Here is a 26,995-nt window from a genome sequence, read left to right on the forward strand (position 1 = left end):
CAGCGGAACGAAGGTGCCGCGGCCGGTGGTCTGCAGGGCCACCAGGCGCTGCTCGTGCCAGATCCGGGCAAAGGCCGCTACCCGGTTGTAGGAGCCGCCGTAACCGAGCGCCTGCAGATCCACGTACATCTGCTTGACGGTGCGCCGCTGCTTGCGGGATCGGCCAGCTTCCGTCTTGAGCCAGCCCGAGAGCTTCGATGCGAAGGGGTCGAGCTTGGAAGGGCTGACCCGCTTGGCGTAGTGGGGCTCGACCTCGCCTGCGCGCAGGTACTTGCGGATGGTGTTGCGCGAGAGGCCCGTGCGGCGGGCGATCTCCCTGATGGACAGCTGCTCTCGCAGGGCCCAGCGCCTGATGACACTCAGTGTTGCCACGTCTATCACTCCTGGTCTCCTGCTGCTCAACAAAGCAGCAGGTTAGGGTTAGTACGTGGGTCAGGTTTGGATGGAAATCCTGGGGGTTAGTGGGTCACTTCTGCGTGGAAATCAACACAATTAGCCTCACACACGGAAATTCGGACAGGCCCTTTCTTCACGCTGATTTTCCTTAGATATTTTGGCCACTGACCTCTTCTGAATTTGCCGAGCGCTGCATTACTCAAAACCTCGGCAAATCCGGATGCTTGATCTGCCCCCCTCGCACCAACATCTTCCCGTACTCCGCACACCGATTCAGCGTTGGAATCACCTTCCCCGGGTTCAACAACCCCGCCGGGTCGAACGCGTGCTTGAGCCCAAACATCTGCGCGTTTTCCTCGGCCGTGAACTGCACACACATGCTGTTGAGCTTCTCCACGCCCACGCCATGCTCGCCCGTCACCGTGCCGCCCATGGCCACGCTGGTTTCCAGGATGTCCGCGCCAAACAGCTCGCAGCGGTGCAGCTGGTCGGCGTCGTTCGCGTCGAACAGGATCAGCGGATGCAGGTTGCCGTCGCCCGCATGGAACACGTTGGCGCAGCGTAGCTGGTACTTCTTTTCCATCTCCTGGATGGCCAGCAGGATGTCGGCCAGGCGCTTGCGCGGGATGGTGGAGTCCATGCACATGTAGTCGGGACTGATGCGGCCGCTGGCGGGGAAGGCGTTTTTGCGGCCGCTCCAGAAGCGCAGGCGTTCGGCCTCGTCGCGGCTCACGCTGATGGCGGTGGCGCCGGCCGCGCGCAGCACCTCGCTCATGCGGCCGATTTCTTCTTCCACCTCTTCGGGCGTGCCGTCGCTTTCGCACAGCAGGATCGCCTCTGCCGTGAGGTCGTAGCCCGCGTGCACAAAGTCTTCCACGGCGGCGGTCATGGGCTTGTCCATCATCTCCAGCCCGGCGGGGATGATGCCCGCCGCGATCACGGCGGCCACGGCGTCGCCCGCTTTGCGCACGTCGTCAAAGCTGGCCATGATGCAGCGCGCCAGCTGGGGCTTGGGGATCAGGCGCACCGTTACTTCGGTGATCACGGCCAGCATGCCCTCGCTGCCGATCACGGCGGCCAGCAGGTCGTAGCCGGGGCTGTCCAGCGCCTCGCTGCCAAACTCCACGGGCTCGCCTTCCACCGTGAAGCCTTTGACCTTGAGCACGTTGTGCACGGTGAGACCGTACTTCAGGCAGTGCACACCGCCCGAGTTCTCGGCCACGTTGCCGCCGATGGTGCAGGCGATCTGGCTGCTGGGGTCGGGGGCGTAGTACAGGTTGCAGGGCGCTGCCGCCTCGCTGATGGCCAGGTTGCGCACGCCACACTGCACCACGGCCGTGCGGCTTTCGGGGCTCAGGCGCAGGATGCGGTTGAACTTGGCCAGCGACAGCGTGACGCCCATCGCGTGCGGCATGGCGCCGCCCGACAGGCCTGTGCCCGCGCCCCGTGCCACCACGGGCACCTGCAGCCGGTGGCAGGCGCGCAGCACGGCCTGCACTTCTTCATAGGTCTCGGGCAGACACACCACCAGCGGGCGCTGGCGGTAGGCGGTGAGGCCGTCGCATTCGTAGGGCGTGGTGTCTTCGCTGTGCCAGAGCAGGGCATGTGCGGGCACGGCCTGGCCCAGGGCCTGGACAACTTCGGCCTGGCGCGCGGCGCGCTCGGCCGGGGTGGGGCCCGCAGGGGCGGAAGAGGCGGTGTTCATGGCCGCCACTGTAGGGGATGGCCGGGCGCCCGGGCTTGAGCTTTTTTCCGCACCGCCGTGAAAAACACTGCAGTTGCCGATGATTGCTATCAATAGTATAGCTTTAAAGGCTTATCCATAGCGCGCAAGGGCCGATTTTTGCTTGTGGTTTTGGCTTATGCCATGGTTTTGCGCAGCCACTCGGCAAACGCCGCGCATTCCCACCGGTCCATCGTGCCCGTGCGCCAGCACAGGTAGTGCGCGTGGGGGCTGGCGGTGTCGGTGGCAAACAGGCGCACCAGGGTGCCGTTTTCCAGCCAGGGCGCGCCCAGCTTCAGGCGCACCAGCGCCACGCCCATGCCGGCGGCGGCGGCGTCGCACATCAGGCCGATGTCATTGAACTGCGAGCCCTCGCTGGGCTCGGCCCAGTCCAGGCCGGTGGCGGCGAACCAGGTGCGCCAGGGCTCCAGGGGGCTGCGCAGCAGCTGCACGCCCTCCAGGTCCTCGGGGCGGTCAAACGGGCCGTGCTCGCGCACGAACGCGGGCGAGGCCAGGGGCGTGACCACGTCTCGGGCCAGCTCCACATGTTCCACATCGGCATAGTGGCCGGGGCCAAAGCGCACCATCAGGTCGGCGTCTTCGGCCACCACGTCCAAGAGCGGGATGGAGACCTGCAGCGCGAGGTCGATCTCGGGGTAGGCCTCGGTGAACTGGCGCAGGCGCGGGATGAGGATGGTGCGCGCAAACGTGGGCGTCACGGCCAGCTTGAGCCGCCGCCGCCCGGGCGCGGCCGCCTGGCCCGGAAAGCGCTGCAGCGCGGTGAGCCCCTCGCGCACATGGGCGAGGTAGGCGCTGCCTTCGGTGGTGAGCGAAAAATCCGCCCGGCCAAACAGCTGCACGCCCAGGATCTGTTCGAGCTGCTTGACGCGGTGGCTCACGGCGCTGGGCGTGACGCACAGCTCGTCGGCTGTTTGCGTCACGCTGCGCAGGCGGGCCAGCGCCTCAAACGTCAGCAGGCACTGGATGGGCGGGATGCGCCGCGCCGCGCTGCTGAGGAAGGACGACGGGAGTGCCGTGGCCATGGGGCTGCGCAGAGTGAGTGCTAACGAAAGATGACGGTCTTGTGGCCGTTCAGGATCACGCGGTGCTCGCTGTGCCACTTCACGGCGCGGGCCAGCACCTGGCTTTCGGTGTCGCGGCCCCGGGCGGTGAGGTCTTCCACCGCGTCGGTGTGGTCGGCGCGCGCCACGTCCTGTTCGATGATGGGGCCTTCGTCCAGGTCGGCTGTGACGTAGTGGGCGGTGGCGCCGATCAGCTTCACGCCCCGGTCATGCGCCTGGTAATAAGGCTTGGCGCCCTTGAAGCTGGGCAGGAAGCTGTGGTGGATGTTGATCGCCCGACCGGCCAACTTTTGACATAGGTCAAGAGAAAGTATCTGCATGTAACGCGCCAACACCACCAGTTCGGCCCCTTCGGCCTCGATAATCTCGAACTGTTTTGCCTCGGCCTGGGCCTTGGTGGTGCCGGTGAGCGGGATGTGGTGGAACGGCACGTTGTAGCTGGCCGCGAGCTGGTAAAAGTCGCGGTGGTTGCTGATGATGGCGCGGATGTCGATGGGCAGCAGGCCAGATTTCCAGCGGAACAGCAGGTCGTTGAGGCAATGGCCTTCCTTGCTGACCATGAGCACGGTTTTCATGGGCGCGGCCGTGGCGTGCAGCGTCCAGCGCATCTGGTGGGGCTCGGCAAAGGCCGTCAGGCGCGACTTGAGGGTGGCGTGGTCGTGCTGGTCGCAGGCAAACTGCACCCGCATGAAGAACAGGCCGGTGGCGTGGTCGTTGTACTGCGCGGCTTCTTCGATGTTGCCGCCGTGCTCCAGCAGGAAGCCGGAGACAGCGTGCACCAGCCCCAGGCGGTCGGGGCAGGACAGGGTAAGGATGTAGGCGTTGGTCGTCATAGCTGTGCAATTGTCGCAGCAAGGGCCCGGCGCCGTGGAACCGTGTAGACACAAGCCAAGGAGTTCGATGGGCGAAGATGGGCAAGCCCCACCACTGGTCCCCTGGCGGGGCATGCTGCTGTACCTGGTGCTGGGTGTGGCCTGGGTGTTCGTGGGCGACGCCCTGCTGGCCCACTGGGTCACCGACCCGGACCTGCTGACCCGTTTCCAGACCTGGAAGGGCTGGGGCTATGTGGCGCTGACCAGCGGCCTGGCCTGGTGGCTGCTGCGGCGCATACGCCGCGCCGAGAAGGTGCGCATGGCCATGGCGCGCGAGCTGACGCAGATCGTGCGCCACGCCCCCGCAGGCATCGCGCGCGTGGCGCCGGACGGGCAGTTTCTGTGGGCCAACCACCGCCTGGTCGAGATGCTGGGGGGCACGCTGGCGCAGGTGCTCAGCCTCAATTTCCGCGACGTGATGGTGGCCCAGGACCGTGACTGGGCCATTCGCCAGCTGGAGCGCCTGATGGCGGGCGAGATCGACCACTACGTTGGCGAACGCCAGTGCCAGCGCCTGGATGATGGCCGCATGGTGCCTGTGTTGTGCACCGTGACCCTGGTGCCGGTGGACAGCGACGAGCCCGCGCACCTGGTGTGTGTGGTGCAGGACCTGGACGAGATCAAGGCGGCCCGCGCCGCGTTGCAGCGCAGCGAGGCCCGCCAGCGGCTGGCGGCCACCGTGGTGGACAACACCATGGAGGGCGTGGTGGTGACCGATGCCCACAGCCGCATCCTGTCCGTGAACGCCGCCTTCACGCGGCTGCTCGGTTACACCGAGGACGAGTTGCTGGGCAAGACCCCGCGTGTCTTCAAGTCGGGCCGCCACGACCAGGCGTTTTATGAGGCCATGTGGGCAGCGCTGCTCGACACCGGCCACTGGCAGGGCGAGATCTGGAACCGCCGCAAAAATGGCGAGATCTTCCCCGAGCACATGTCCCTGTCGGCCGTGCGCGACCCGGCGGGCGAGATCACGCACTACGTGTGCATGTTCACCGACATCTCCGAAGAAAAGGCCCAGCAGCGGCGCCTGGAGTTTCTGGCCCACAACGACGCGCTCACTGGCTTGTCCAACCGCACCTGGTTCGGGCACCAGCTAGAGCAGGCCGTGCAGGAGGCGCGCGCCAGTGGCGAATTCATCGCCGTGCTGCTGCTCAACCTGGACCGCTTCAAGGACGTGAACGACAGCTACGGCCACACCATTGGCGACGAAGTGCTCAAGCACATCGCGCGGCAGGTTCAGTCGGCCCTGCGCCCGGGCGATGTGCTGGGCCGCATGGCGGGCGACGAGCTGGCCGTGGTGGCGCGCCACCTGCGCCATGCTGACGGCGCGGCCGTCATGGCGCGCCACCTGATCCAGGCCGTGGCCGAGCCCTGGCGCTCGCCCGACGGGCTGGAGGTGGTGGCCGGGGTGAGTGTGGGCATCTGCATGTTCCCCGACCATGCCCACACCACCGAGCTGCTGCTGCAGGGCGCCCACGCGGCCGTGTATGGCGCCAAGGCGCGGGGGCGGGGTGCCTGGTGCTTCTTCCACGAGGCCATGACCCAGGCTGCGCGCGAGCGGCTGGAGCTGGAGTCGCGCCTGCGTCTGGCGCTGATGCAGGGCCATTTGCAGATGTATTACCAGCCGCAGGTGGACATTGCCACCGGCCGCATCCTGGGCGCCGAGGCGCTGGTGCGCTGGAACGACCCGCAGGAAGGGCTGATCTCGCCCGCGCGTTTCATCCCCGTGGCCGAGACCTCGGGTGTGATCGGCCCGCTGGGCGAATGGGTGCTGCGCGAGGTCTGCCGCCAGGGCCAGGAGTGGCGCGATGCGGGCCTGCCCGAGCTGATGCTGGCGGTGAACGTGTCGCCGCGCCAGTTCCACCTCACCGATCTGGCGGGATGTGCGTCAGCGGCGCTGGCCGACTCGGGCTTCCCGGCCCGGCTGCTGGAGCTGGAGATCACCGAAACCGCGCTGGCCGAACGCACCGAAGAGGCCCGCCTGGTGCTGGTGCGCCTGCGCGAGCTGGGGCTGCGCATCGCGGTGGACGACTTCGGCACGGGTTATTCGTCGCTGGCGCAGCTCAAGCGCTTCCCCATCGACGTGCTCAAGATCGACCAGGGCTTCATCCGCGACATCCCGCAGAGCGAGGACGACATGGCCATCAGCGCCGCCATCATCGCCATGGGGCACAGCATGGGCCTGTCGGTGCTGGCCGAAGGGGTGGAGACCGAGGGCCAGCTGGCCTTCTTGCGCGAGCGGGGCTGTGACACCTACCAGGGTTACCTGTGCAGCCGCCCGCTGCCCGCGGAAGGTTTTGCCGCGCTGCTGCGGGCGCAGCCGCCTCAGCCATCGCAGCCTGCGCTGCCAACACCTGCGCCCGCAGTGCCGTAGGCCTTGAGCCGACGCTCAGCGCTGGCCGCGTGGCGCCGCGCGCCACTGCTCGCGCAGCTCGGCGCAGGCATCGCGGGGCGGCAGGGCCGGGGTGTCGATCACCGCGTCAGCGTCGGCCGGGGCATGGGCGCCCGTGCCTGCAGCTTGTGATGCTTCTGTTTTGATAGTTGATGGGGCTTGCTGGACGCGCGCAAGGGCCACTTTTGACCTCAAATTTTCAGGCCAGTGTGTGGGCACGCCCAGGCTGCGCAGCACATGGCCGCCCCCTGCCACCAGCAGCACGGTCTGGCCGGGGCGCAGCGCCTGCTGCGCGGTGCGGGCCATGCTCGCGTCGCGGGCGATCTGGATGCGCGCCATGGGCGCGAGCTGTGATTCGGGCAGCAGGCCGCAGTGGCCGTCGCGCAGGGCGGTGATCTGGCGCGCCAGCGCGGCGGGGGGCAGATGCCGGTCCCAGGCGGGCTCCTGCATGGCGGCGCGCATCTGGGCGCGGGGCAGGTTGCCACCCAGCACGGGCACCCCCGCCGCCACGGCGGCCATCACCACCGGGCCATAGGCCTTCCAGGGCCAGGCGGTGTCGTTCCACTGCAGGGCGGCCTGCACCTGGGCCTCGGTGGCGCCCGGCGGCAGCGCGTGGGTGCTGTGCCCGCTCTCGGCCATCTCCATCACCAGGGCCGCCAGCTGGCCGCGCGCCGCCAGCCACAACACGGCCTCGCGCTGCAGGCGCTGGTGGTCGGGCGCGTCGTGCTGCTCGCCCAGTAGCAGCACATCGGCGGGCAGCAGGCTGTGCAGGCGTTCGGGCCAGGGCGCGGCCTGGGGGGCGGCGAGCGGCAGGGTGCCCCCGCAACCCGCCAGCACCAGCAGGGCGCAGCCCAGGGCGGCGGCGCGTGCACCTCGGGTCAGCCGGGTGCGCAAGAAAGAAGGGAGGGGTCTTTGCATGCGGCGATGCTACGCGGGCCGCGCTTGACGTAGGTCAAGAAACACCGAGCACCCCCTGCCTACACTGCGCCCATGCGGTCCAAGCCCACGCTCACCACCAAGCTCCTGGCCCTGGGCGCGGGTTTTCTGATGGTGGCGCTGGCGTCCATCAGCCTCACGCTGTGGGTGACCTGGAAACTTGAAGGCGGCGCTGCCGCCGTGAACGAAGCGGGCCGCCTGCGCATGAACATGCTGCGCATGGTGCTGGTGCTGCAGACCGAACCCGCCGAGGCCGTGCAAGAGCGCGCCCGCCTGTTCGACGCCAGCCTGGAGCTGCTGCGCACGGGCGACCCCTCGCGCCCGCTGTTTGTGCCCTGGAGCGAAGAGACCCGCACCCGCTTTGAGTCCATCCGCAGCCAATGGGCCCAGGCCCGCAGCGGCTGGGTGGCCCCGCTGCCGCCAGACCGTGCGCTGACGCTGGCCCAGGCCGACGCCTTTGTGCAGCAGGTGGATGGTTTTGTGGACGCCATCGAGGTGCAGATCGCGGGCTGGACGGCCGCACTGCACCTGTTCCAGCTGTTCATGATGGCGCTGGCCATTGTGGCGGCCGTGACCTTCATGGCCGTGAGCTACCTGCTGGTCATCAACCCCGTGGCACGCCTGCAGCAGGCCCAGGCCCGCCTGCGCCAGGGCGAGCTGGGCACGCGCCTGCCGGTGGATACGGACGACGAATTCGGCCAGCTCTCGGCCGGCTTCAACCTCATGGCGCATGCGCTGCAGGCCTCGCACGACGAGCTGGAGCACAAGGTGGTGGAGAAAACCGCCAGCATTGCCGTGCAGAACCAGCGCCTGGCTGCGCTGTATGAGGTGAGCGCGCTGGCCAGCACGGCGGGCAGCCTGGAGCTGCTGGCGCAAGGCTTTGTGCAGCAGATCCGCCGCGTGGCAGGGGCCGACGCCGCCGCCGTGCGCTGGTCCAACGAGGCCAATGAGCGCTATGTGCTGCTGGCGGGGGATGGCCTGCCCGAAGCCATGGCCGAGGGCGAACATTGCCTGCACACCGGCAGCTGCCTGTGTGGCCAGCCGCAGGCGCAGGCGCGCACGCGCGTCATCCCCATCACGCCGTCCACCCAAGTCGCCTTGCCACACTGCCGCGAAGCGGGCTTTGAAACCATGGTCACCATCCCCGTGCAGATGCAGCAGCGCCTGCTGGGCGAGGTGAACCTGTTCTTCCGCGCCCCGATCGAGATGACGGACGAGGTGCGCGAGCTGCTTGAAGCCCTGACGCGCCACCTGGCCAGCGCCATGGAAGGCCTGCGCGCCACGGCGCTGGAGCGCGAAGCCGCCGTGGCCGAAGAGCGCAGCCTGCTGGCGCGTGAGCTGCACGACTCCATCGCCCAGTCGCTGGCCTTCCTCAAGATCCAGACCCAGCTGCTGCGCGATGCCGTGGCGCGCGGCGACGAGGCCAAGCGCGACCGCAGCATCAGCGAGCTGGATGTGGGCGTGCGCGAGTGTTATGCCGATGTGCGCGAGCTGCTGGTGCATTTCCGCACCCGGACCAGTGAGGAAGACATCGAATCCGCCCTGCGCGCCACGCTGTCCAAGTTCGAGCACCAGACCGGTACCCTCACCACGCTGGGCATGGTGGGCCACGGCCTGCCACTGGCGCAGGACGTGCAGATCCAGGTACTGCACATGGTGCAGGAGGCGCTGTCGAACGTGCGCAAACATGCAGGCGCCACGCGGGTGGACCTGCTCGTGCACCGCCACCCCCGCTGGCGCTTTGAGGTGCAGGACAACGGCAAGGGCTTTGACATCGCCGATGTGCCGCCCGATTCGCTGCACGTGGGCCTGGGCATCATGCGCGAGCGCGCCCACCGCGTGGGGGCCGTGCTGCAGGTCGAGTCCACCCCGGGCCAGGGCACACGCGTGTGCATCGAGCTGCCCACCGGGGCGGCCACGGTGGCCGACCTGCCAGCAGCATCGCCCGCCGCCTGGATGCCCGCGCCCACGGGCAACCTGCCTTCACCCACCATGCCCGGCGCCGCCCCCGTGGCTGCGCCCGCGCTCTAATTTCTTTCCGTACCCGCCGCCCATGTCCTTTTCTACCGCCCCCGCGCCCCTGGCAACGCCCCCGCAGGCCCTGGCGCCGCAGCCCCCGGTGACGCTGCTGGTGGTGGACGACCACACCCTGTTCCGCCGGGGTCTGATCGCCCTGCTGGGGCAGGACCCGGGCCTGCTGGTGGTGGGCGAGGCCGGTGATGCGGCCGAGGCCCTGCGCCTGGCGCCGCAGCTGTTGCCCCAGGTGATCCTGCTCGACAACCACCTGCCCGGCGTGATGGGGGTGGACGCCATCCGGGGCCTGCGCGAAGTGGCGCCCGCATCGCGTGTGCTGATGCTCACCGTGAGCGAGGACGGGCAGGACCTGGCCGCCGCGTTGCGCAACGGCGCGCAGGGCTATCTGCTCAAGACCATCGAAGGCGACCTGCTGGCCGAGGCCATCCGCCGCGCCGCCCGGGGCGAGCCCGTGGTCAGCCCCGAACTCATGGGCAAGCTGGTGGCTGCGTTCCAGTCGCAGGGGGCTCCGGAGCCCGTGCTGGCCACCGTGGCGCAGACGCCACCCCCGCCCGATGCCTCGGCCGCCGTGGTGCAGCTGTCCCCGCGCGAGGAAGACGTGCTGCGCGAGATTGCACGCGGCGCCAGCAACAAGGAAATCGCCCGCACGCTCGACATTGCCGAGACCACGGTGAAGATCCACGTGCAGCACATTCTGCGCAAACTGGGCCTCAGCTCGCGCGTGCAGGCGGCGGTCTATGCCTCCGACCGCCAGCGCGCGGAGTAGGGCGCCCGCGCTGCGCTGCACAACAAGCCAGCATGCGTGCTGTCTTGTCTTTCTGCTATTAAATATGTAGCTATTAAGGTTTTCCCATAGCGCGGTAAGGCCTGTTTTTGCTTGTATTTCACACCGCCCGCCGGTGTGTGGGTCCGCGTTTGCGTCCCGGGGCGGGCCCGCTGCGGTTTCCCCACCTACTCCTTTCGAACGATGCCCCCGTATATGCCGGGCCGGGGGACTACTCCTTTTGCCGTGGCCGGGCTGTGCTTGTGAAGGATGTTCAGCGCGGGGCTGAAAACCGACCATAGCGCCATACCCCAAGAGAAGAAGAGGAACCGCGCAATGGCACACACCACATTGCCCCCGGGCGAAAGCCCACAGCGCACCCGCCAGGCCTGGTCGGTGCTCATCGTCAGCACCTTTGCCTTCACCGTCTGCTTCATGGTCTGGATGATGTTCGGCGTCATCGGCATCCCCATCAAGAAGATGCTCAACCTGAACTCCACGCAGTTCGGGCTGCTCATGTCCATGCCCGTGCTCACGGGTTCGCTGGTGCGGGTGCCCCTGGGCATCTGGACCGACAAGTTCGGCGGCCGCATCGTGATGGCCGCCGTGATGGCCACCACCGTGCCTGCCATCTGGATGATGGGCTACGCCACCGAATACTGGCACTTCCTCACCATCGGCCTGTTCGTGGGACTGGCGGGCGGTTCGTTCTCGGTGGGCACGCCCTACGTGGCGCGCTGGTTCCCCAAGCACCGCCAGGGCACGGCCATGGGCGTGTATGGCGCGGGCAATTCCGGCGCTGCCGTGAACAAGTTTGTGGCCCCGGTGCTGCTGGTGGCCTTTGGCTGGACCATGGTGCCGCAGGTGTACGCCGCCATCATGCTCGGCACGCTGGTGCTGTTCTGGCTGTTCAGCTACAGCGACCCGGCCCACCTGGTGGCCAGCAATGTCAAGTTCACCGACCAGCTCAAGGCGCTGAAGGACCCCAAGGTGCTCAAGTACTGCCAGTACTACAGCATCGTGTTCGGAGGCTACGTGGCGCTGTCGCTGTGGATGGTGCAGTACTACGTGGGCGAGTACGGGCTGGACATCCGCGTGGCCGCGCTGCTGGCGGCCTGCTTCTCGCTGCCCGGCGGCGTGCTGCGCGCCATCGGGGGCATGCTGAGTGACAAGTACGGCGCCCACAGCGTGACCTGGTGGGTGATGTGGGTGAGCTGGATCTGCCTGTTCCTGCTGAGCTATCCACAGACCGACTTCACCATCCTCACCGTCAACGGCCCGCAGACCTTCCACATCGGCCTGAACGTGTATGTGTTCACCGGCCTCATGTTCCTGCTGGGCATCGCCTGGGCTTTCGGCAAGGCCAGCGTCTTCAAGTACATCAGTGACGACTACCCCAAGAACATCGGCGCCATCAGCGGCATCGTGGGCCTGGCCGGTGGCATGGGCGGCTTCATCCTGCCCATCCTGTTCGGCGCGCTGATGGACCTCACGGGCATCCGTTCCAGCGCCTTCATGCTGATGTATGGCGTGGTCTGGGTCTCGCTCATCTGGATGTACTTCACCGAAGTGCGCCGCACGCCCGTCATGGGCCCGCAGGACGCCGCCGCACAAGCGGGCGCCCGCTGATTTTTCTCCAAGGACCTCACCATGTCTGCCACCACCACCAGCGGGCGCCAGGGGCGCCTGCTCACCCTCTGGACGCCAGAGGACAAGAATTTCTGGGAGCGCGAAGGCGAAGCCGTCGCCAAGCTCAACCTGTGGATCTCGGTGCCTGCGCTGTTCCTGGCCTTTGCCATCTGGCAGGTCTGGAGCGTGGTCGCCGTGAGCCTGCCGGGCCTGGGCTTCAAGTACTCGACCAATCAGCTGTTCTGGCTGGCCGCAGCGCCCGCGCTCTCGGGCGCCACGCTGCGCATCTTCTACTCGTTCATGGTGCCGCTGGTCGGTGGCCGCCGCTGGACGGCGATCTCCACCGCCTCATTGCTGATCCCGGCCATCGGCATCGGCTTTGCGGTGCAGGACAACACCACGGCCTACCCCACCATGCTCATCCTGGCGCTGCTGTGTGGCCTGGGCGGCGGCAACTTCAGCTCCAGCATGGCCAATATCAGCTTTTTCTTCCCGAAGGAGCGCAAGGGATCGGCGCTGGGCGTGAACGCGGGCCTGGGCAACCTGGGTGTGTCGGTCGTGCAGTTCTTGAGCCCGCTGGTCGTCACGGCCGGCATCTTTGGCATCTTTGGCGGCGAGGCGCAGACCATCGTCAAGAACGGCCAGACGATGCAGGTGTGGACGCAAAACGCTGCCTTCATCTGGGTGCCCTGGATCGCGATCACCGCGCTGGTCGCTTGGTTCGGCATGAACGACATCGCCGACGCACGCGCCTCGTTCGCCGCACAGGCCGCCATCTTCCGCCGCAAGCACAACTGGCTGATGTGTGTGCTGTACCTGGGCACCTTCGGCTCGTTCATCGGCTACGCCGCAGGTTTCCCGCTGCTCATCAAGAGCCAGTTCCCCGGCGTGAACCCGCTGGCCTATGCCTGGCTGGGCCCGCTGGTGGGCGCAGTGATCCGGCCGTTTGGCGGCTGGCTGTCCGACAAGCTCGGCGGCGCGCGCGTCACGCTGTGGAACTTCATCGTCATGGCCATTGCCGTGATGGGCGTCACGGTGTTCCTGCCCTCGGCAGGCAACGAGGGCCAGTTTGCGGGCTTCTTCGTGTGCTTCCTGGTGCTGTTCCTCACCACCGGCATTGGCAATGGTTCGACCTTCCGCATGATTCCCGTGATCTTCCTCACCGAAGCCATGCGCGGTGTGGACAAGAACGACGCCGCCGCCGTGGCCAACGCCAACAAGGAAGGCAACACCCTGGGCGCTGCCACGCTGGGCTTCACGGCCGCCATGGCGGCCTACGGCGGCTTCTTCATCCCCAAGAGCTATGGCAGCTCTATCGCCCTCACCGGCAGCCCCCACGCCGCGCTGTGGACGTTCTTCTCGTTCTACCTCGTCTGCATTGTGATCACCTGGTGGTACTACGGCCGCAAGAACGCCGAGATGCCTTGCTGAGCTGCCCCACAGAACCGCACAGAAAAGACAAGAAAAGGAGTCCCCGATGAGCCATTTCCTCGATCGCCTCACCTACTTCTCGCAGCCCCGCGAGACCTTTGCCCAAGGCCATGGCGAAACCAACGGTGAAGACCGCACCTGGGAAGACGCCTACCGCGACCGCTGGGCGCACGACAAGATCGTGCGCAGCACGCACGGTGTGAACTGCACTGGCAGCTGCAGCTGGAAGATCTACGTCAAGGGCGGCATCGTCACCTGGGAAACCCAGCAGACCGACTACCCCCGCACCCGTCCCGACCTGCCCAACCACGAGCCCCGTGGCTGCGCGCGTGGCGCCAGCTACAGCTGGTACCTGTACAGCGCCAACCGCGTGAAGTACCCCATGGTGCGTGGCCGTCTGCTCAAGCACTGGCGCGCCGCCATTGCCCTCGCCAAGAGCCCGGTGGACGCCTGGGCCAGCATCGTCGAAAACGATGCCTCCAAGCGCGAATGGCAAAAGCAGCGCGGCTTGGGCGGCTTCGTGCGCAGCACCTGGGACGAAGTCAACCAGATGATCGCTGCGGCCAACGTCTACACGATTAAGAAGCACGGCCCTGACCGCATCATCGGCTTCTCGCCCATCCCGGCGATGTCGATGATTTCGTATGCAGCGGGTTCGCGCTACCTCAGCCTCATCGGCGGCGTGTGCATGAGCTTCTACGACTGGTACTGCGACCTGCCCCCCAGCAGCCCGCAGACCTGGGGCGAGCAGACCGACGTGCCCGAGTCGGCCGACTGGTACAACAGCTCGTACATCATTGCCTGGGGCTCCAACGTGCCCCAGACGCGCACGCCAGATGCGCACTTTTTGACCGAGGTGCGCTACAAGGGCACCAAGGTCGTTTCCATCACGCCCGACTATTCCGAAGTCGCCAAGCTGGGCGATTTGTGGATGCACCCCAAGCAGGGTACAGACGCCGCCGTGGCCATGGCCATGGGGCACGTGATCCTCAAGGAGTTTTACTTCAAGGACGGTGGCAAGGGCCGCAGCGCGTACTTTGACGACTATGCCCGCCGCTACACCGACCTGCCTCTCTTGGTGGTGCTGAAGGAAAAGACGCTGCCCGATGGCCGCACCGTGATGGTGCCCGACCGCTATGTGCGCGCCAGCGATTTCCCGGGCCAGCTTGACCAGTCGAACAACCCCGACTGGAAGACCGTGGGCTACGACGAACTGGGCCAGGTCACGCTGCCCAACGGCTCCATTGGTTTCCGCTGGGGTGCCGATGGCCGCGCCGACCAGGGCCTGTGGAACCTGGAGAACAAGGAAGCCCGCACGGGCAACGCCGTCAAGCTCAAGCTGTCGGTGATCGAAGACGGCGCACAGGCCCACGACGTGGCCACCGTGGCCTTCCCGTACTTCGGCGGCGTGCAGTCGCCCAACTTCACGGCCAACGAACAAGGCAGCGACGTGATGGTGCGCCCCGTGCCCGTGACGCACCTGGAGTTGTCCGGCCATGAGGCCCAGGGCAAGGTGATGGTCGCGACGGTGTTCGACCTGCTGGCCGCCAATTACGGCATCGACCGGGGTCTACCCGGTGAAGAGCCCGGCGGCAGCTACGACGCCGACCGCCCCTACACCCCCGCCTGGCAGGAGGCCATCACCGGCGTGCCGCGCGAGCAGATCATCACCGTGGCGCGCCAGTTCGCCGACAACGCGGACAAGACGCACGGCAAGTCCATGGTGATCATCGGCGCGGCCATGAACCACTGGTACCACTGCGACATGAATTACCGGGGCATCATCAACATGCTGATGCTGTGTGGCTGTATTGGCCAGAGCGGTGGCGGCTGGGCCCACTATGTGGGCCAGGAAAAGCTGCGGCCCCAGACCGGCTGGACCGCGCTGGCCTTCGCGCTGGACTGGATCCGTCCCCCCCGCCAGATGAACAGCACGAGCTTTTTCTACGCCCACACCGACCAGTGGCGCTACGAGAAGCTGGGCATGGAGGAAATCCTCTCGCCCCTGGCCGATGCCAGCGCCTACCACGGCGCCCAGATCGACTACAACGTGCGCGCCGAGCGCATGGGCTGGCTGCCTTCGGCGCCCCAGCTCAAGACCAACCCGATGCAGGTGGCCAAGGATGCCGCCGCCAAGGGCATGGACGCCAAGGACTACGTGGTGCAGTCGCTCAAGAACGGCAGCCTCACGATGAGCTGCGAGGACCCGGACCATCCCGACAACTGGCCGCGCAACATGTTCGTGTGGCGCTCCAACATCCTGGGCTCGTCGGGCAAGGGGCATGAATACTTCCTCAAGCACCTGCTGGGCACCACCCACGGCGTGCAGGGCAAGGACCTGGGCAAGGACGAAGCCAAGCCCGAGGAAGTGCAGTGGCACGCCAACGCGCCCGAAGGCAAGCTGGACCTGCTGGTCACGCTCGACTTCCGCATGAGCACCACCTGCCTGTACTCCGACATCGTGCTGCCCACGGCCACCTGGTATGAGAAGAACGACCTCAATACCAGCGACATGCACCCCTTCATCCACCCGCTGTCCACGGCAGTGGACCCTGCATGGCAGGCCAAGAGCGACTGGGAGATCTACAAGGGTTTCGCCAAGGCCGTGAGCGAGGTCAGCGTGGGCCATCTGGGCGTCGAGAAGGACGTGGTGCTCACGCCCATCATGCACGACACCCCCGGTGAAATGGCTCAGCCTTATGGCGTGCGCGACTGGAAGAAGGGCGAGTGCGAACTCATCCCCGGCAAGACCGCACCCCAGGTCACCGTGGTTGAGCGCGACTACCCCAACCTGTACAAGCGCTTCACCGCCCTGGGCCCCTTGATGGACAAGGCGGGCAACGGCGGCAAGGGCATTGGCTGGAACACGCAGACCGAAGTGGGCCAGCTCGGTGACCTGAACGGCCGCGTGAAGGAAGAGGGCGTGACGCAGGGCATGCCCCGCATCGTGACCGACATCGACGCCACCGAAGTGGTGATGATGCTGGCGCCTGAGACCAACGGCCACGTGGCCTGCAAGGCCTGGGAAGCCCTGGGCAAGCAGACCGGGCGCGACCACGTGCACCTGGCACTGCACCGCGAGGACGAGAAGATCCGCTTCCGCGACATCCAGGCGCAACCGCGCAAGATCATCAGCTCGCCCACCTGGTCGGGCCTGGAAAGCGAGAAGGTCAGCTACAATGCGGGCTACACCAATGTGCACGAGTACATCCCATGGCGCACCCTCACGGGCCGCCAGCAGTTCTACCAGGACCACCCCTGGATGCGTGACTTCGGCGAAGGCTTTGTGAGCTACCGCCCACCGGTGCACCTGAAGACGCTGCACGAAGTCGAAGGCAAGAAGCCCAACGGCAACAAAGAGATCCAGCTGAACTTCATCACGCCGCACCAGAAGTGGGGCATCCACAGCACGTACAGCGACAACCTGATGATGCTCACGCTGAACCGGGGTGGCTCGGTGGTGTGGCTGAGCGAAGACGACGCCAAGGTCGCTGGCATCGTGGACAACGACTGGGTCGAGCTCTTCAACGCCAACGGCGCCATTGCGGCCCGCGCGGTGGTGAGCCAGCGCGTGAACCCCGGCATGGTGATGATGTACCACTCGCAAGAGAAGATCATCAACACGCCCGGCTCCGAGATCACCGGCACCCGTGGCGGTATCCACAACTCGGTCACGCGCATCGTGCTCAAGCCCACCCACATGATTGGCGGCTACGCACAGTACAGCTACGGCTTCAACTACTACGGAACCATCGGCACCAACCGCGACGAGTTCGTGCTGGTGCGCAAGATGGACCGCGTGGACTGGCTCGACGATGAGCCTGTGTCCGGTACCGCAGCCCACGCCTGAAGCCAAGGAGAAACACGATGAAAATTCGCGCACAAATCGGCATGGTGCTGAACCTGGACAAGTGCATTGGTTGCCACACCTGTTCCGTCACCTGCAAGAACGTCTGGACCAGCCGCCCCGGGGTGGAATACGCCTGGTTCAACAACGTCGAGACCAAGCCCGGCATCGGCTACCCCAAGGAATGGGAAAACCAGGATAAGTGGAATGGCGGCTGGGTGCGCAGCCCCGACGGCTCCATCGCGCCCCGCCAGGGCGGCAAGTGGAAGCTGCTCATGCGCATCTTTGCCAACCCCAACCTGCCGCAGATCGACGACTACTACGAGCCCTTCACGTTCGACTACGACCACCTGCAGTCGGCACCTGAAAGCAAGGCCGCACCCACGGCCCGCCCGCGCAGCCTGATCACCGGCAAGCGCATGGAGAAGATCGAGTGGGGCCCGAACTGGGAAGAAATCCTGGGCGGCGAGTTCAGCAAGCGCAGCAAGGACAAGAACTTCGACGATGTGCAAAAGGACATCTACGGCCAGTTCGAAAACACCTTCATGATGTACCTGCCGCGCCTGTGCGAGCACTGCCTGAACCCGGCGTGTGTGGCATCGTGCCCCAGCGGCTCGATCTACAAGCGCGAGGAAGACGGCATCGTGCTGATCGACCAGGACAAGTGCCGTGGCTGGCGCATGTGCGTCAGCGGTTGCCCTTACAAGAAGATTTACTACAACTGGCAGTCGGGCAAGGCCGAGAAGTGCATCTTCTGCTACCCCCGCATCGAAGCGGGCCAGCCCACCGTGTGCTCCGAGACCTGCGTGGGCCGTATCCGTTACCTGGGCGTGCTGCTGTATGACGCAGACCGCATCCAGGAAGCCGCCAGCGTGGAGCGCGACCGCGACCTGTACCAGGCGCAGCTCGACATCTTCCTGGACCCGAACGACCCGGACGTGATCAAGCAGGCCCGCATCGACGGCATCCCTGATAGCTGGATGGACGCCGCCCGCAACAGCCCGGTCTACAAGATGGCCGTGCAATGGAAGGTGGCCCTGCCGCTGCACCCCGAATACCGCACGCTGCCCATGGTCTGGTATGTGCCACCGCTCTCGCCCATCACGGCCGCCGCCAACGCGGGCCATGTGGGCGTGAATGGCGACATCCCCGATGTATCGCAGCTGCGCATCCCCGTGCAGTACCTGGCCAACCTGCTCACCGCCGGTGATACCGGCCCTGTAGTGCGGGCGCTGGAGCGCATGCTGGCCATGCGCACCTACCAGCGCGACAAGCATGTGGAGCAGCGCCAGAACTTGGCCGTGCTCAAGCAGGCCGGCCTGTCGATGGCCGAGGTCGAGGAGATGTACCACGTGATGGCGATTGCCAATTACGAGGACCGCTTCGTCATCCCATCGGCCCACCGCGAATACGCCGAAAACGCGTTCGACATCCGGGGCGGCTGCGGCTTCTCGTTTGGCAACGGGTGCTCGGATGGCGCCACCGAGACCAGCATGTTCGGTGGCAAGAGGCCCCGCACGATCCCGATCAAGGCCACGGTCTGATTGCACACAGGAAGGAATCACCATGTTCAAGAAGAACCCGACCTCTGTGCGCCTGACCCTGCGCGCCCTGGGCTACCTGCTGAGCTACCCCGATGCGCAGTTGCGCAGCGTGATGCCGCCGCTGATCGACGCCCTGCAGGCGGAGCAGGCCCTTCCGGCCGATCGCATGAATGAACTGAAGGCGGTGTGCGAGCACCTGGCTGCGCTCGACCCGCTGGAAGCCGAAGCCCGCTACGTGGACAACTTCGACCGGGGCCGCCAGACCTCGCTGCACCTGTTCGAGCATGTGCACGGCGACTCGCGTGACCGGGGCCCGGCGCTCATCGACCTGTTGCAGACCTACGAGAAGGCTGGCTTGCAGTTCCAGGCTGAGGAGCTGCCCGACCACCTGCCGGTGGTGCTGGAGTTCGCCTCTACCCAGCCGCCCGAAGTGGCCAGGGAGTTTCTGGGCGAAATGGCCCACATCCTCAATGCGCTGTTCAGCGCCCTCGTGGCGCGCAACAGCCCCTACGCCAGTGTGATTGCCGCCGTGCTCGAAGTCTCGGGCCAGCGTGTGCAGTCGGTGGCGCTCACGCCCGAGCCGCCCATGGACGAGGTCTGGGCCGAGCCCGAAGCGTTTGGCGGTTGCAGCACCCAGGGCCAGTCCAAGCCCGACCAGCCGCAGCCCCTGCATTTTGTTCGTACCCCCCGCGCCGAGCGGGCACCCGAAGGAGTCTCAGCATGACCATCTGGCTTGACACCCTGCTGTTTGGCATCTATCCCTACATTTGCCTGGCCGTGTTCTTCATCGGCAGTTGGGCGCGGTTTGACCGTGACCAGTACACCTGGAAGAGTGACTCGTCGCAGCTGCTGCGCACTGGAAGCCTGCGCTGGGGCAGCAACCTGTTCCACATCGGAGTGCTGTTCCTGTTCTTCGGCCACACCGTGGGCATGCTCACGCCGCACTTCCTGTACGAGGCCTTCATCACTGCAGGCGCCAAGCAGATCATGGCCATGGTGACGGGCGGTATCGCGGGTGTGCTCGCCTTCATCGGCCTGTCGATCCTGCTGCACCGCCGCCTGTCGGATCCTCGCATCCGCGCCACCTCCAAGACCAGCGATATCCTGATCCTGGTGCTGCTGTGGCTGCAACTGGCGCTGGGCTTGGCGACCATTCCGCTGTCGGCGCAACACCTGGACGGCTCCATGATGATGAAGCTGGCCGAATGGGGCCAGCGCATCGTCACCTTCCGCAGTGGCGGCGTGGAGCTGCTCGCCGAAGCCGGCTGGATCTTCAAGGCCCATATGTTCCTGGGCATGAGCATCTTCCTGGTCTTTCCGTTTACCCGCCTGGTGCATGTATGGAGCGGCTTTGGCACGCTGGCCTATGTGCTGCGCCCCTACCAGGTGGTGCGTGCGCGCCGTCTGAACCTGCCGCCCGGCCACATGCAGTCGCAAGACCGCCGCGCCTGAAACCCACTGACCCAAGGAACACACCATGAGCGGATGTGGAACCGGGAGCTGCGGATGTGGCTCCACTGACAGCGGCGTGGCGGCAGCACCTGCCAGCACGCTGACCCCGACGCAGGCTGCGGCCTACGAGGCCCTGGTGGCAACGATGGACGATGTGCCCTTGCAAGCCACCCTGGCACCACAAGCTGGCGCCATGGGGGGCATGGGCTCGGTGGTGGCCGAGGTGGCACGCATCAATGGCGTGGCCCTCAACGCCCCGCACGAGTTGCTGGACGAAGAGGCCCTGCGCCAGCGTGCGTGTACCGAGCTGCTGCGCCAGGCGGCGCAACAGGCGGGTCTGCTGCCCGCGAGCGATGTGCCGGGCGCCCTGGGCGCCATCAGCGTCCAGGCCTCCGATGCCATTGAGCAGTTGCTGGAGCGCGAGTTGGACCTCCCCGATCCTTCGGAAGAAGCCTGCCGCCGCTACCACGACGCCCACCCTGCGGCCCATGCCCAGGGGGAGCGTGCGCAACTGCGCCATGTGCTGTTTGCGGTGACGCCGGGCGTGGATGTGAATCAGCTGCGTCTGCGGGCCGAGGCCTTGCTGATTGAACTGCGCTGCGCCGACGATGGCGGTGCGCAGTTCGCCAAGGCCGCCGCCCAGTGGTCCAACTGCCCCAGTGGCCAGCAGGGTGGCGACCTGGGCTGGCTGACCCGCGCCGACTGCGCCCCCGAGTTCGCCCGCGAGGTGTTTGGCGGTGCAGAGATCGGTGTGCTGGCACGCCTGGTGCACAGCCGCTTTGGTCTGCATGTGGTGGAGGTGGTGGCCCGCGACCCGGGGCGGCAACCCGCGTTCGAGGAAGTGCGCCAGGCCATTGCGCTCACCCTGCGCCAACAGGCCTGGGTGAACGCGCTGCGCCAGTACCTGCAACTGTTGGCAGGCGCCGCCCAGGTTGAAGGGGTGGCGCTCGACGCGGCCGAATCGCCGCTGGTGCAGTAGCTGCATGCGCTGTTTTCGGCTGCACAACCATGCCTGACGAACTGCTGGACCGACTGCGCCGTTTTCACGACGACGCCTTCCCCCAGTACCGCGAGCAGTTCCAGACGCTGGTGGACGAGGGGCAGCACCCCACGACCTTGTTCATCGGCTGCTCCGACTCGCGCCTGGTGCCCTACCTGCTGACCGGGGCGGGGCCGGGCGAGCTGTTCCTGGTGCGCAATGTGGGGGCGTTCATCCCGCCCTATGACGGATCGCATGGCCACCATGGCACCACGGCGGCCATCGAGTTTGCTGTGCTTAACCTCCAGGTGCGCCGCATCGTGGTGTGCGGCCACAGCCACTGTGGGGCTATCAAGGCGATGTATGGTGAGGTCTCGCCCGAAGCCCCCAACCTGAACCGCTGGCTGGACCTGGGGCGTGAGGCCCTGCTGCCCATGTCGCCGGGCCCCGAGGTGCTGCGCCGCACCGAGCAGCGCGCCGTGGTGCTGCAACTGGAGCGGCTCATGGAATACCCCATGGTGCGCAGCCGCGTGCAGTCAGGCCAGATCAGCCTGCATGGCTGGCATTACGTGATCGAGGAGGGCGAGGTCCATGTGTTCGATGTCAGCACCGGAGGTTTTGTGCCCGCATCGCGCGCGGACAACAGCGGCACGGGCCCCTACCAGCCCTACGTGGAACACGACGGCCAGGTGTTGGTGGATGACTAAGAGGCTGAGAATCCTTTGTCCCAACCCGCTATGCACGCCAAAACACTCCGGTACGTCGTTGCAAATGCTCGCCATAGCCCGAGCTATGGCTGTGCTTTGCGCCTAGAACCGAAGCGTTTTCGCGCGCCTTTCGGGCTCGGCCAAAAAACCCTCAGCCTCTGACCGGCCACCGACTTGCCACAGGGCGGCATTCGGAGTGGAATGAGCGCTCCTTGACGGAACGCAACACCGTTTCAGTGTGAAACCCAAATCATCGGCCCCCATGAAACGCGAACCTCAGCCCCCCCTCAGCACCCCATCCGCCCTGCAGCCCATCAGTCTGGATGTGCTGCGCGAGAAATACCTCAAGCCGGGCGAGACCACGGCCGACGAGCTGTACCAGCGCGTGGCGCGGGCCCTGGCATCTGTCGAAAAGCCGGAGCTGCGCGAAAAGTACGAAGCCCTGTTCCTGGCCAACCTCAAGGCCGGCGCCATCGGCGCGGGCCGCATCATGAGCGCGGCAGGAACCGACATCCAGGCCACGCTGATCAATTGCTTCGTGCAGCCCGTGGGCGACTGCATCCAGGGCGTGGACGACGAAGGCTTTCCGGGCATCTACGAAGCGCTGCGCGAAGCCGCCGAAACCATGCGGCGCGGTGGCGGCGTGGGCTACGACTTCTCGCGCATCCGCCCCAAGGGCGCGCATGTCAAGGGCACGGCCTCCATGGCCTCGGGGCCCTGCAGCTACATGAACGTGTTCGACCAGTCCTGCTCCACGGTGGAGAGCGCGGGCGCACGCCGGGGCGCGCAGATGGGCGTGCTGCGCATCGACCACCCCGATGTGCAGGAATTCATCACCGCCAAGCGCACACCGGGCCGCTGGAACAACTTCAACGTGTCCGTGGGCGTGTCGGACGCCTTCATCGAGGCCGTGCAGAACAACGCCCCCTGGGAGCTGGTGCACAAGGCGGCGCCCGGTGCGGCGCTGCTGGCACAGGGTGCCCACCAGCGCGCCGACGGCCAGTGGGTCTATGCCACTGTGCAGGCGCGCGAGCTGTGGGACACGATCATGAAGTCTGCCTACGACTTCGCGGAGCCGGGCATCCTGTTCCTGGGGCGCATCAACGAAGACAACAACCTGCATTACTGCGAGAACATCGCGGCGACCAACCCCTGCGTGACCGCCGACACCTGGGTGATGACCGCTGACGGCCCGCAGCAGGTGGGGGATCTGGTGGGCAGGTCTTTCGCCGCCGTGGTGGATGGGTGCGCTTACCGCGTGGAAAGCCAGGGCTTCTTCAAGACTGGCACCAAGCCCGTGCTGGAGCTGCAAACCCGGGAGGGGCATGCCCTGCGCCTGACGGCGGACCACCGGGTGCGCCGCGTGGCGCGCAAGACCCGCTACTGCCTGGAGGTGGAATGGGTCGAGGCAGCACAGTTGCTGCCTGGTGACGAGGTGGTGCTGCACGACCACCGGGCTTTCGCGGGCTGGGGCGGTGCGGGCACGCAGGAAGAGGGCTATCTGCTGGGCCTGTTGATTGGTGATGGAACCCTCAAAGCCGACAAGGCCGTGATTTCGGTATGGGCTCCTGAACTCAAGGCCGTGGGCCAGGGCGCGGTGGCCTTTGCGGCCACCGGTGCGGACGGCATCATCCGGGCCGCCACAGCAGCGGCGACGACGTTGCCGCACCGCAGAGATTTTCAAGGCTTTCAGCGGCCTGTGGCGGGGCGCGGCGAGGCCCGTCTGGCCAGTGCGGCGCTCTGGAGGCTGGCACACGCCATGGGCATGGCGCCGGGCCACAAGACCATCACGTCTGCCATGGAGCGGCAATCCTCTGCCTTTGCGCAGGGTCTGCTGTCGGGGTTGTTTGATGCCGATGGCTCGGTGCAAGGTGCGCAGGAAAAGGGGCTGAGTGTGCGCTTGTCGCAAAGCGACGAGGCCTTGCTGCGGACCGTGCAGCGCATGCTGTTGCGCATGGGGATTGTGTCTACGCTGTACCGTAACCGCCGCCCTGCGGGAGCGCGTGAGTTGCCCGACGGAAAAGGGGGCATGCAGCCCTACGCCACCCGGGCGCAGCACGAGTTGGTCATCAGTGGAGACAACCTCGCGTTGTTCGCCGAGCGCGTGGGCTTTTGCGACACCGACAAGGCCGCGCGACTCGATGATGGCCTGGCGCACTATCGCCGCGCCCTTAACCGCGAGCGCTTCACGGCCTGCGTGCAGTCGCTGGTCGATGCGGGCGTGGAAGATGTTTATGACGTCACCGTGGCCGACGTCCATGCGTTCGACGCGAACGGGCTCGTGGTCCACAACTGCGGCGAGCAGCCACTTCCGTCGTATGGCTGCTGCGACCTCGGTCCCATCATCCTCACCCGCTTCGTGCGCCACCCCTTCGGGTTCGGCGGCGTGGCAGCGTTTGACTTTGACTCCTTCACCCAGGCCGTGGCGCTGCAGGTGCGCGCGCTCGACAACGTGCTGGATGTGACCTTCTGGCCGCTGCCGCAACAACGCGACGAGGCCATGGCCAAGCGGCGCATCGGTGTTGGCTTTACGGGCATGGGCAACACGCTGGCCATGCTGTGCCTGCGCTATGACCTGCCCGAAGGGCGCACCATGGCGGCGCGTATCGCCGAATGCATGCGCGATGCGGCCTATGCGGCGTCGGTGGCGCTGGCGCGCGAGAAAGGGGCGTTCCCGAAATTCGATGCCCGGGGCTACCTGGCAGAGGGCACTTTTGCGAGCCGCTTGCCTGAGTCGCTCAAGGCCTTGATCCGTGAGCATGGCATCCGCAACAGCCACCTGCTGTCCATCGCGCCCACGGGCACGGTGAGTCTGGCCTTTGCCGACAACGCCTCCAACGGCATCGAGCCGCCGTTCTCGTGGATGTACAAGCGCAAAAAGCGCGAGTCCGATGGCAGCACCACCGAGTACGCGGTGGAAGACCACGCCTGGCGGCTGTACCGCGATCTGGGCGGCGACGTGAATGCGCTGCCCGACTACTTCGTCTCGGCGCTGGCCATGTCGGCGCAGGACCACATCGCGATGATGGAGGCCGTGCAGCCCTTTGTGGACACGGCCATCTCCAAGACCGTGAACATCCCGGCGGACTACCCGTACGAGGGCTTCAAGGACCTGTACCTGCAGGCCTGGCGTGCGCGGCTCAAGGGCCTGGCCACCTACCGGCCCAACAGCATCCTGGGCTCGGTGCTCGAAACCCATGCAGAGCCTGCGCCAGAGCCCGCTGCCGCCGCCAAACCGGCGCCTGCCGCGCCACCCGTGGACCCGATGCGCACGGTGATCGAAAGCCGCCCGCAAGGGGGCCTCTCGGCCGTGGCCGAAAAGCTCGAATACTGGACGCAGGAGGGGCACAAGACGCTGTACCTCATCGTCTCCTTCCTGCCCGTGCCCACGGGCGTGGGCTCATCGGGCAAGGGTGGCACGGTGGACCGCGCCATCGAGTTCTTCATGCCCGTGGGGCAGAGCGGCGAGTCGCAGCAGTGGATCACCTCCAGCATGCGCATGCTCTCGCTGGCCGCACGCGGCGGCTTTCTGGAGCGGGCCCTCAGCGACATGCGCAAGGTGGCCTGGGACCGGGGGCCGGTGCGCCTGGGCCAGCACCGCAAGGACGACGGCACGCTGGTGCCCATGTGGCACGACTCCGAGGTGGCGGCCATGGCCTATGCCATCCAGAACATCCTGGCGCGCCGCGTGGCCGATCCGGTGCAGCAGCAGCTGCCACTCGATGAGCCCGCGCCGCCGCCCGTGGCCGTGCCGCAGGCCATGGCCGGCAAGAAGTGCAGCGAATGCGGTGCCCACGCGGTGATCCGCAAGGACGGCTGCGACTACTGCACGCAGTGCGGCCACCTGGGGAGCTGCGGGTGACGCCCTCCCGCCCCACCATTCCCTTGGGGGTAGTCTCTGGCAAGCCCTCGGCCGAGGCGCTGGCGCAGCTGGACAAGCACTGGCGCTGGCGCCATGTGATGCTGGCGCCCCACCGGCTGGGTTTTTTGCTGGCCATGGTGGTGCTGGTGGCTTCGGGGGCATGGTGGGCGCTGGTGCTGGTGGACCGCTCCACCGGTTGGCTAGGTCTGCCATGGGCGCTGCCGCCCCCGCTGGTGCACGCGGCGGTGATGGTGTTTGGTTTTATTCCACTGTTTTTTTCGGGTTTCCTGTTCACTGCGGGCCCCAAGTGGCTGGGGGTGGAACCGCTGCCGCCGCAGGCGCTGCGCAACCCCTTGCTGGCGCAGGCGGCGGGTTGGTTGCTGTGGCTGGCCGGGGCGCATCTGGATTTTGTGGTCGCGCTGGCCGGGCTGGCACTGGCCTGGGGCGGGCTGGTGGCAATGACGGTGCAGTTCTGGGGCCGTGTGCGCTTGAGCCAGGCACAAGACCAGCTCCATGCGCGGGTGATTGCGGGGGCCTGTGCGTTCGGGTGCATTTGCGTGGCGGGGGCCTGGCTCAGCCTGGTGCTGGGTGCACCGGCCGTGGCGCGGGCCTGGGTGTTCTCCGGCCTGTGGGGCTTTGTGGTCGTGGTCTACGTGACGGTGGCACACCGCATGATTCCGTTTTTCACCTCCAGTGCCCTGCCCATGGTGCAGGCCTGGCGACCGTTCTGGGTGCTGTGGCTCATGCTGGGCGCTGCGTTGTTGCAGGTGTTGGCGGTATGGCTGGACTGGGCCGGTGTGGCCGCCAGCGCTGCCGGCCCTGCCTGGGGCCTGGTGTGGGGCACGCTGCAGCTGGTGGTGGGTGGGGTGCTGGTCTGGCTGGCATGGGTGTGGGGGCTGGTGCAAAGCCTCAAGAACCGCTTGCTCGCGATGCTGCACATCGGCTTTCTGTGGCTGGGCCTGGCCTTCCTGATCGGAGGGGTGTCGCAATGGCTGGCCTGGGGGCTGGGCATGGGGGCACTGGGGCTGGGGGCGCTGCATGCGCTCACCATGGGCTGCCTGGCCTCGCTGATGTTGGCCATGGTCACACGCGTGTCCTGTGGCCACAGTGGCCGCGCGCTGGTGGCCGACCGCATTGCCTGGACGCTGTTCTGGCTGCTGCAGGCGGCCACGCTGCTGCGCATCGCGGCTGCAGTGCCGGGTGTACCGGGGGTTGCGCTGCCTTGGCTGCTGCTGTTGGCTGGAGGCCTGTGGGCTAGCACCATGGGGGCATGGGGCGTGCGCCTGGGCCTTTGGTATGGCTGCCTGCGGGCCGATGGCCGCCCGGGCTGAGCAAAAAGGTGCAAT

General features: G+C 66.6%; 18 protein-coding genes. 13 read left to right on the forward strand and 5 right to left on the reverse strand.

Going from position 1 to position 26,995, the window contains the following annotated elements; translation table 11 throughout:
- From ACYZGB_RS11015 to purU, 4 genes are all read right to left on the reverse strand, one after another.
- A partial coding sequence (locus ACYZGB_RS11015; RefSeq protein WP_462388257.1) for a winged helix-turn-helix transcriptional regulator occupies nt 1-381 on the reverse strand: 381 nt, incomplete at its 3' end.
- 214 nt (nt 382-595) lie between these two features.
- A complete protein-coding gene (locus tag ACYZGB_RS11020; protein ID WP_462388258.1) occupies nt 596-2,101 on the reverse strand; it encodes an FAD-linked oxidase C-terminal domain-containing protein in 1,506 nt (501 codons plus the stop codon).
- Nucleotides 2,102-2,256: 155 nt separating this feature from the next.
- Entirely contained in the window at nt 2,257-3,162 is a 906-nt protein-coding gene (locus tag ACYZGB_RS11025) for a LysR substrate-binding domain-containing protein (protein WP_462388259.1), read from the reverse strand.
- Nucleotides 3,163-3,182: 20 nt separating this feature from the next.
- Complete coding sequence (purU, locus tag ACYZGB_RS11030; protein WP_462388260.1) at nt 3,183-4,034, reverse strand: formyltetrahydrofolate deformylase; 852 nt, start codon at nt 4,032-4,034, stop codon at nt 3,183-3,185.
- Nucleotides 4,035-4,146: 112 nt separating this feature from the next.
- Here purU and ACYZGB_RS11035 point away from each other — a divergent pair, with 112 nt between their 5' ends.
- Nucleotides 4,147-6,447 carry a putative bifunctional diguanylate cyclase/phosphodiesterase gene (locus ACYZGB_RS11035; RefSeq protein WP_462388261.1) on the forward strand — a complete coding sequence of 767 codons (2,301 nt, stop codon included), beginning with the start codon at nt 4,147-4,149 and terminating at the stop codon, nt 6,445-6,447.
- A gap of 15 nt (nt 6,448-6,462) precedes the next feature.
- On the opposite strand, the gene ACYZGB_RS11040 is transcribed toward ACYZGB_RS11035, so the two are convergent.
- Nucleotides 6,463-7,383: a ChaN family lipoprotein gene (locus ACYZGB_RS11040; protein WP_462388262.1), complete on the reverse strand. Its 921-nt coding sequence runs from the start codon at nt 7,381-7,383 to the stop codon at nt 6,463-6,465.
- Nucleotides 7,384-7,455: 72 nt separating this feature from the next.
- Between ACYZGB_RS11040 and ACYZGB_RS11045 the strand changes: the two genes are divergently transcribed.
- The 12 genes from ACYZGB_RS11045 to ACYZGB_RS11100 all read left to right on the forward strand — a co-directional run bounded on the left by ACYZGB_RS11045 (nt 7,456) and on the right by ACYZGB_RS11100 (nt 26,980).
- A complete protein-coding gene (locus ACYZGB_RS11045; RefSeq protein WP_462388263.1) occupies nt 7,456-9,432 on the forward strand; it encodes a type IV pili methyl-accepting chemotaxis transducer N-terminal domain-containing protein in 1,977 nt (658 codons plus the stop codon).
- A 22-nt stretch (nt 9,433-9,454) separates the two neighbouring features.
- Nucleotides 9,455-10,201: a response regulator gene (locus ACYZGB_RS11050; protein WP_462388264.1), complete on the forward strand. Its 747-nt coding sequence runs from the start codon at nt 9,455-9,457 to the stop codon at nt 10,199-10,201.
- A 333-nt stretch (nt 10,202-10,534) separates the two neighbouring features.
- A complete protein-coding gene (locus ACYZGB_RS11055) occupies nt 10,535-11,827 on the forward strand; it encodes an MFS transporter (protein WP_462388265.1) in 1,293 nt (430 codons plus the stop codon).
- A 21-nt stretch (nt 11,828-11,848) separates the two neighbouring features.
- Nucleotides 11,849-13,258, forward strand: a complete 1,410-nt coding sequence (locus ACYZGB_RS11060; protein WP_462388266.1) for a NarK family nitrate/nitrite MFS transporter — start codon at nt 11,849-11,851, stop codon at nt 13,256-13,258.
- Between the two features lie 46 nt (nt 13,259-13,304).
- A complete protein-coding gene (locus ACYZGB_RS11065) occupies nt 13,305-17,108 on the forward strand; it encodes a nitrate reductase subunit alpha (RefSeq protein WP_462388267.1) in 3,804 nt (1,267 codons plus the stop codon).
- 17 nt (nt 17,109-17,125) lie between these two features.
- Nucleotides 17,126-18,649, forward strand: coding sequence for a nitrate reductase subunit beta (narH, locus tag ACYZGB_RS11070; protein WP_462388268.1), 1,524 nt, complete (start codon nt 17,126-17,128; stop codon nt 18,647-18,649).
- A gap of 22 nt (nt 18,650-18,671) precedes the next feature.
- The gene (narJ, locus tag ACYZGB_RS11075; protein WP_462388269.1) at nt 18,672-19,373 is read left to right on the forward strand and encodes a nitrate reductase molybdenum cofactor assembly chaperone; all 702 of its coding nucleotides are present in this window, start codon (nt 18,672-18,674) and stop codon (nt 19,371-19,373) included.
- Complete coding sequence (narI, locus tag ACYZGB_RS11080; protein WP_462388270.1) at nt 19,370-20,101, forward strand: respiratory nitrate reductase subunit gamma; 732 nt, start codon at nt 19,370-19,372, stop codon at nt 20,099-20,101. The genes narJ and narI overlap by 4 nt, the downstream gene beginning before the upstream one ends.
- 145 nt (nt 20,102-20,246) lie before the next feature.
- Complete coding sequence (locus ACYZGB_RS11085) at nt 20,247-21,080, forward strand: peptidylprolyl isomerase (protein ID WP_462388392.1); 834 nt, start codon at nt 20,247-20,249, stop codon at nt 21,078-21,080.
- A gap of 29 nt (nt 21,081-21,109) precedes the next feature.
- Nucleotides 21,110-21,787 carry a carbonic anhydrase gene (locus ACYZGB_RS11090; protein ID WP_462388271.1) on the forward strand — a complete coding sequence of 226 codons (678 nt, stop codon included), beginning with the start codon at nt 21,110-21,112 and terminating at the stop codon, nt 21,785-21,787.
- A 262-nt stretch (nt 21,788-22,049) separates the two neighbouring features.
- Nucleotides 22,050-25,649, forward strand: coding sequence for an LAGLIDADG family homing endonuclease (locus ACYZGB_RS11095; RefSeq protein WP_462388272.1), 3,600 nt, complete (start codon nt 22,050-22,052; stop codon nt 25,647-25,649).
- Nucleotides 25,646-26,980 carry an NnrS family protein gene (locus ACYZGB_RS11100; protein ID WP_462388273.1) on the forward strand — a complete coding sequence of 445 codons (1,335 nt, stop codon included), beginning with the start codon at nt 25,646-25,648 and terminating at the stop codon, nt 26,978-26,980. The genes ACYZGB_RS11095 and ACYZGB_RS11100 overlap by 4 nt, the downstream gene beginning before the upstream one ends.
- Nucleotides 26,981-26,995: the final 15 nt, after the last annotated feature.

Source organism: Acidovorax sp. Q11 (assembly GCF_054950075.1).

What these genes read in the sequence shown, in the direction of transcription:
- ACYZGB_RS11020 (WP_462388258.1), bottom strand. Translation starts at nt 2,101, where the DNA reads ATGAACACCGCCTCTTCCGCCCCTGCGGGCCCCACCCCGGCCGAGCGC.
- ACYZGB_RS11025 (WP_462388259.1), bottom strand. Translation starts at nt 3,162, where the DNA reads ATGGCCACGGCACTCCCGTCGTCCTTCCTCAGCAGCGCGGCGCGGCGC.
- purU (WP_462388260.1), bottom strand. Translation starts at nt 4,034, where the DNA reads ATGACGACCAACGCCTACATCCTTACCCTGTCCTGCCCCGACCGCCTG.
- ACYZGB_RS11035 (WP_462388261.1), top strand. Translation starts at nt 4,147, where the DNA reads ATGCTGCTGTACCTGGTGCTGGGTGTGGCCTGGGTGTTCGTGGGCGAC.
- ACYZGB_RS11040 (WP_462388262.1), bottom strand. Translation starts at nt 7,383, where the DNA reads ATGCAAAGACCCCTCCCTTCTTTCTTGCGCACCCGGCTGACCCGAGGT.
- ACYZGB_RS11045 (WP_462388263.1), top strand. Translation starts at nt 7,456, where the DNA reads ATGCGGTCCAAGCCCACGCTCACCACCAAGCTCCTGGCCCTGGGCGCG.
- ACYZGB_RS11050 (WP_462388264.1), top strand. Translation starts at nt 9,455, where the DNA reads ATGTCCTTTTCTACCGCCCCCGCGCCCCTGGCAACGCCCCCGCAGGCC.
- ACYZGB_RS11055 (WP_462388265.1), top strand. Translation starts at nt 10,535, where the DNA reads ATGGCACACACCACATTGCCCCCGGGCGAAAGCCCACAGCGCACCCGC.
- ACYZGB_RS11060 (WP_462388266.1), top strand. Translation starts at nt 11,849, where the DNA reads ATGTCTGCCACCACCACCAGCGGGCGCCAGGGGCGCCTGCTCACCCTC.
- ACYZGB_RS11065 (WP_462388267.1), top strand. Translation starts at nt 13,305, where the DNA reads ATGAGCCATTTCCTCGATCGCCTCACCTACTTCTCGCAGCCCCGCGAG.
- narH (WP_462388268.1), top strand. Translation starts at nt 17,126, where the DNA reads ATGAAAATTCGCGCACAAATCGGCATGGTGCTGAACCTGGACAAGTGC.
- narJ (WP_462388269.1), top strand. Translation starts at nt 18,672, where the DNA reads ATGTTCAAGAAGAACCCGACCTCTGTGCGCCTGACCCTGCGCGCCCTG.
- narI (WP_462388270.1), top strand. Translation starts at nt 19,370, where the DNA reads ATGACCATCTGGCTTGACACCCTGCTGTTTGGCATCTATCCCTACATT.
- ACYZGB_RS11085 (WP_462388392.1), top strand. Translation starts at nt 20,247, where the DNA reads ATGGACGATGTGCCCTTGCAAGCCACCCTGGCACCACAAGCTGGCGCC.
- ACYZGB_RS11090 (WP_462388271.1), top strand. Translation starts at nt 21,110, where the DNA reads ATGCCTGACGAACTGCTGGACCGACTGCGCCGTTTTCACGACGACGCC.
- ACYZGB_RS11095 (WP_462388272.1), top strand. Translation starts at nt 22,050, where the DNA reads ATGAAACGCGAACCTCAGCCCCCCCTCAGCACCCCATCCGCCCTGCAG.